This window comes from Micromonospora sp. NPDC049580 (genome assembly GCF_040675595.1).
Classification (GTDB): domain Bacteria; phylum Actinomycetota; class Actinomycetes; order Mycobacteriales; family Micromonosporaceae; genus Micromonospora.
In genome coordinates, this window is sequence record NZ_JBFAPG010000626.1 from 1 (window position 1) to 2,981 (window position 2,981).

Genomic DNA, 2,981 nt, shown 5'->3' on the forward strand with positions numbered 1-2,981 from the left:
TGGTCCGGGCCGGCAGCGACGCGGTGCCGGCGTCGACCCGCCGCTTCATGGCCCGGGCCAACTGCCAACGACGGACCGGACCGCGTCGTGGGGCGCCGCCGTCGGCGCCGCTGGTCCGCCCTCGGGCGGGGCCGGGGCTCATCCGGCCGTGGGGGCCGCGCCGTCCGGTGCGGCGGCGCCCCCGAGCGCCGCCCCGTCGCCACCGGCCGTGGACCCGCCGGGCACCGGCTGGCCGATCGCCGGGGTCGTGGCCACCGGGTCGACCGTCGCCCCCGGCGCGGACTCGGCGGTACGCGCGCCCAGGGCGGCCAGCAGCTCGTCACCCATCAGCGAGATCGGCGGAGCGCCCATGGTCACCACCACGTCCCCCGGGCGGGCCCGGCGGACCACCTCGACCGGCGCGGCATCCCAGGAGTCGACGAACACCTTCCGCTCGGCCGGCAGCGCCACCGCCTCGATCAGCGCCGCCGAGCCCTCACCGGGCTGGCGCAGCTCGCCCGGCCCGAAGACCTCCAGCAGCACCACCTCGTCGGCGATGGCCAGCGCCTCGGCGATCTCCGCCTGGTTGTCGCGGGTGCGGTACAGCCGGTACGGCTGGAAGACGACGATCAACCGTCCGTCGCCGGCCACCTCGCGCAGCGTCTGCATCGCCAGCGTCATCGACGTGGGGTGGTAGGCGTACTCGTCGTAGACCAGCACGCCGTCCGCGACGCCCTTGCGCTCGAAGCGCCGTCGCACGCCGGGGAAGACCGCCAGCGCCGCCTCCGCCGCCTCCAGCGGCAGCTTGAGCAGGTACGCGGTCAGCACCGCCGAGGCGCTGTTGAGCCCCATGTGCCGCCCCGGCACCGGCAGCCGGAACTCGCCCAGCGACCGGCCGTCGATCGCGGCCAGGTAGCGCACCCCCCGCGCGGAGGAGACGATCTCGGTCAGCCGCAGGTCGGCGTCCTCGGCCGCGCCGTAGGTGAACACCCGCCGCCCCTCGGCGCGCAGGGTCGCCGCCAGCCGCCGACCGCCCGGGTCGTCGGCGCAGGTGATGATGAACCCGTTCGGGTCGGTGAGCCGGGCGAACTCGACGAACGCCGCCTCCAGCGTCGCGTAGTCGCCGTAGGTGTTCAGGTGGTCCGGCTCGACGTTCGTGATGATCGAGACGTACGGGCGGTAGATGAGGAACGAGCGGTCGCTCTCGTCGGCCTCCACCACGAAGTACTCGCCGGTGCCGTGGTGCGCGCCCGAGCCGACCTCGGAGATCTCCCCGCCGATCACGAAGGACGGGTCGACCCCGGCCTGCTGGAGCACCATGGTCACCATCGAGGTGGTGGTGGTCTTGCCGTGGGTGCCGGCGACCGCCACCGCCCGGCGGCCGGTCATCGCCGCGGCCAGGGCCTCCGAGCGGTGCAGCACCCGCAGGCCGCGGCGACGCGCCTCGACCAGTTCCAGGTGGTCATTCGGGATGGCCGAGGAGTAGACGACGGTGTCCACCCCGTCGAGGTTGGTCGCCTCGTGGCTGAGGTAGATGGTGCCGCCGAGCGCCCGCAGACCCGCCAGCGAGGGCCACTCGCGCAGGTCGCTGCCGGAAACCCGGATGCCCCGGGTGAGCAGCAGTCGGGCCACGCCGAGCATGCCCACCCCGCCCACGCCGATCAGGTGGACGGCGCCCAGGTCCTCGGCGGTCAGCGTGCCCGCCGGGGTGAACTGCGCGGTCACCGGGCCACCGCCTCGAGGACGAACGAGCGCAGCGCCTCGTCACCGTCGCGCCGCCCGTACGCCGACGCCGCGGCGCCCATCGCGTAGAGCCGTTGCGGATCGCGGATCAGCGGGATCACCGCGCGCTCCAGCCAGTCCGGGGTCAGCTCCCCGTCGTCGACGAGCAGCCCGCCGCCAGCCTCCACCACGGGCAGCGCGTTGCGCTTCTGCTCCTGGTTGCTGTGCGGGTACGGCACGAAGATCGTCGGCAGGCCGATCGCGGCCACCTCGGCGACGGTCATCGCACCGCCCCGGGCCAGCATGAGGTCGGCCGCCGCGTAGCCCAGCTCCATCTCGGACAGGTACGGCAGCGTCACGTACGGCACCGGCAGGTCGGTGGGGATCGGCACCGGCTCGTTGCGGGCCCCCATCACGTGCAGCACCTGCACACCGTTGCGGGCCAGCTCCTTGGCCGCGCCGGAGACCGCCAGGTTGATCGAGCGGGCGCCCGACGAGCCGCCCGCGACGAAGAGCACCGGCAGGTCGGGGCGGAGCCCGAAGTGGGCGCGGGCGGCGTTGCGCAGCGCGTACCGATCCAGCGAGGCGATGCTGCGGCGCAGCGGCACCCCCACCACCGTCGCGTCGCGCAGCGACTCGGCCTGGCTCGGCTGGTGCGGGAAGCCGACCGCGATGTTCTTGGTGAACTTCATGCCCAGCCGGTTGGCCACGCCCGGCGGCACGTTCACCTCGTGGATCACCATGGGCAGCTCGCGGCGCCACGCGGCCAGGTAGGCCGGCACCGAGACGTACCCGCCGAAGCCGACGACCGCGTCGGCGCGTACCTCGTCGATCACCTTGCCCGCGGCGCGGGCCGCGGTCCACATCCGGCCCGGCGTACGCACCAGGTTCATGTTCACCGACCGGGGCAGCTGGTACGCCGGAATCTGCCGCAGGTCGTAGCCCTGTGGCGGGATCAGCTCGTTCTCCATGCCCTTGGGTGTGCCGAGGCAGGTGATCCGGACGCCCGGGTCGTGTCGGCGCAGGCAGTCGGCGAAGGCGAGCAGCGGGTAGATATGCCCCCCGGTGCCACCTCCCGCGAGCACCACCGAACGCAGCGGACCCATCAGCGTCTCCTCTCGCTCGCCGTACCCTGGCGGCTCCGGCCCTGCCGGGCGCCGCGCGGTGCGGCCTGGTCGTCCTGGCGCCGCTCGCGGGTCGGATCGAAGCGCCCCGGGTCGGGGAACCGGCGCGGGTCGCGGTTGGCCGCGCCGAGCAGCAGCAGCGCCGTACTGCCGGCC

General features: G+C 74.3%; 2 protein-coding genes. Both read right to left on the bottom strand.

Annotation, left to right across the window (positions count from 1 at the left end; translation table 11 throughout):
* Positions 1 to 138 precede the first annotated feature (138 nt).
* The gene (gene murC, locus AB0J68_RS30130; RefSeq protein ID WP_354856135.1) at positions 139 to 1,704 is read right to left on the bottom strand and encodes a UDP-N-acetylmuramate--L-alanine ligase; all 1,566 of its coding nucleotides are present in this window, start codon (positions 1,702 to 1,704) and stop codon (positions 139 to 141) included.
* A complete protein-coding gene (gene murG, locus AB0J68_RS30135) occupies positions 1,701 to 2,807 on the bottom strand; it encodes an undecaprenyldiphospho-muramoylpentapeptide beta-N-acetylglucosaminyltransferase (RefSeq protein WP_354856134.1) in 1,107 nt (368 codons plus the stop codon). Before murG ends, murC begins: the two co-directional genes overlap by 4 nt.
* Positions 2,808 to 2,981: the final 174 nt, after the last annotated feature.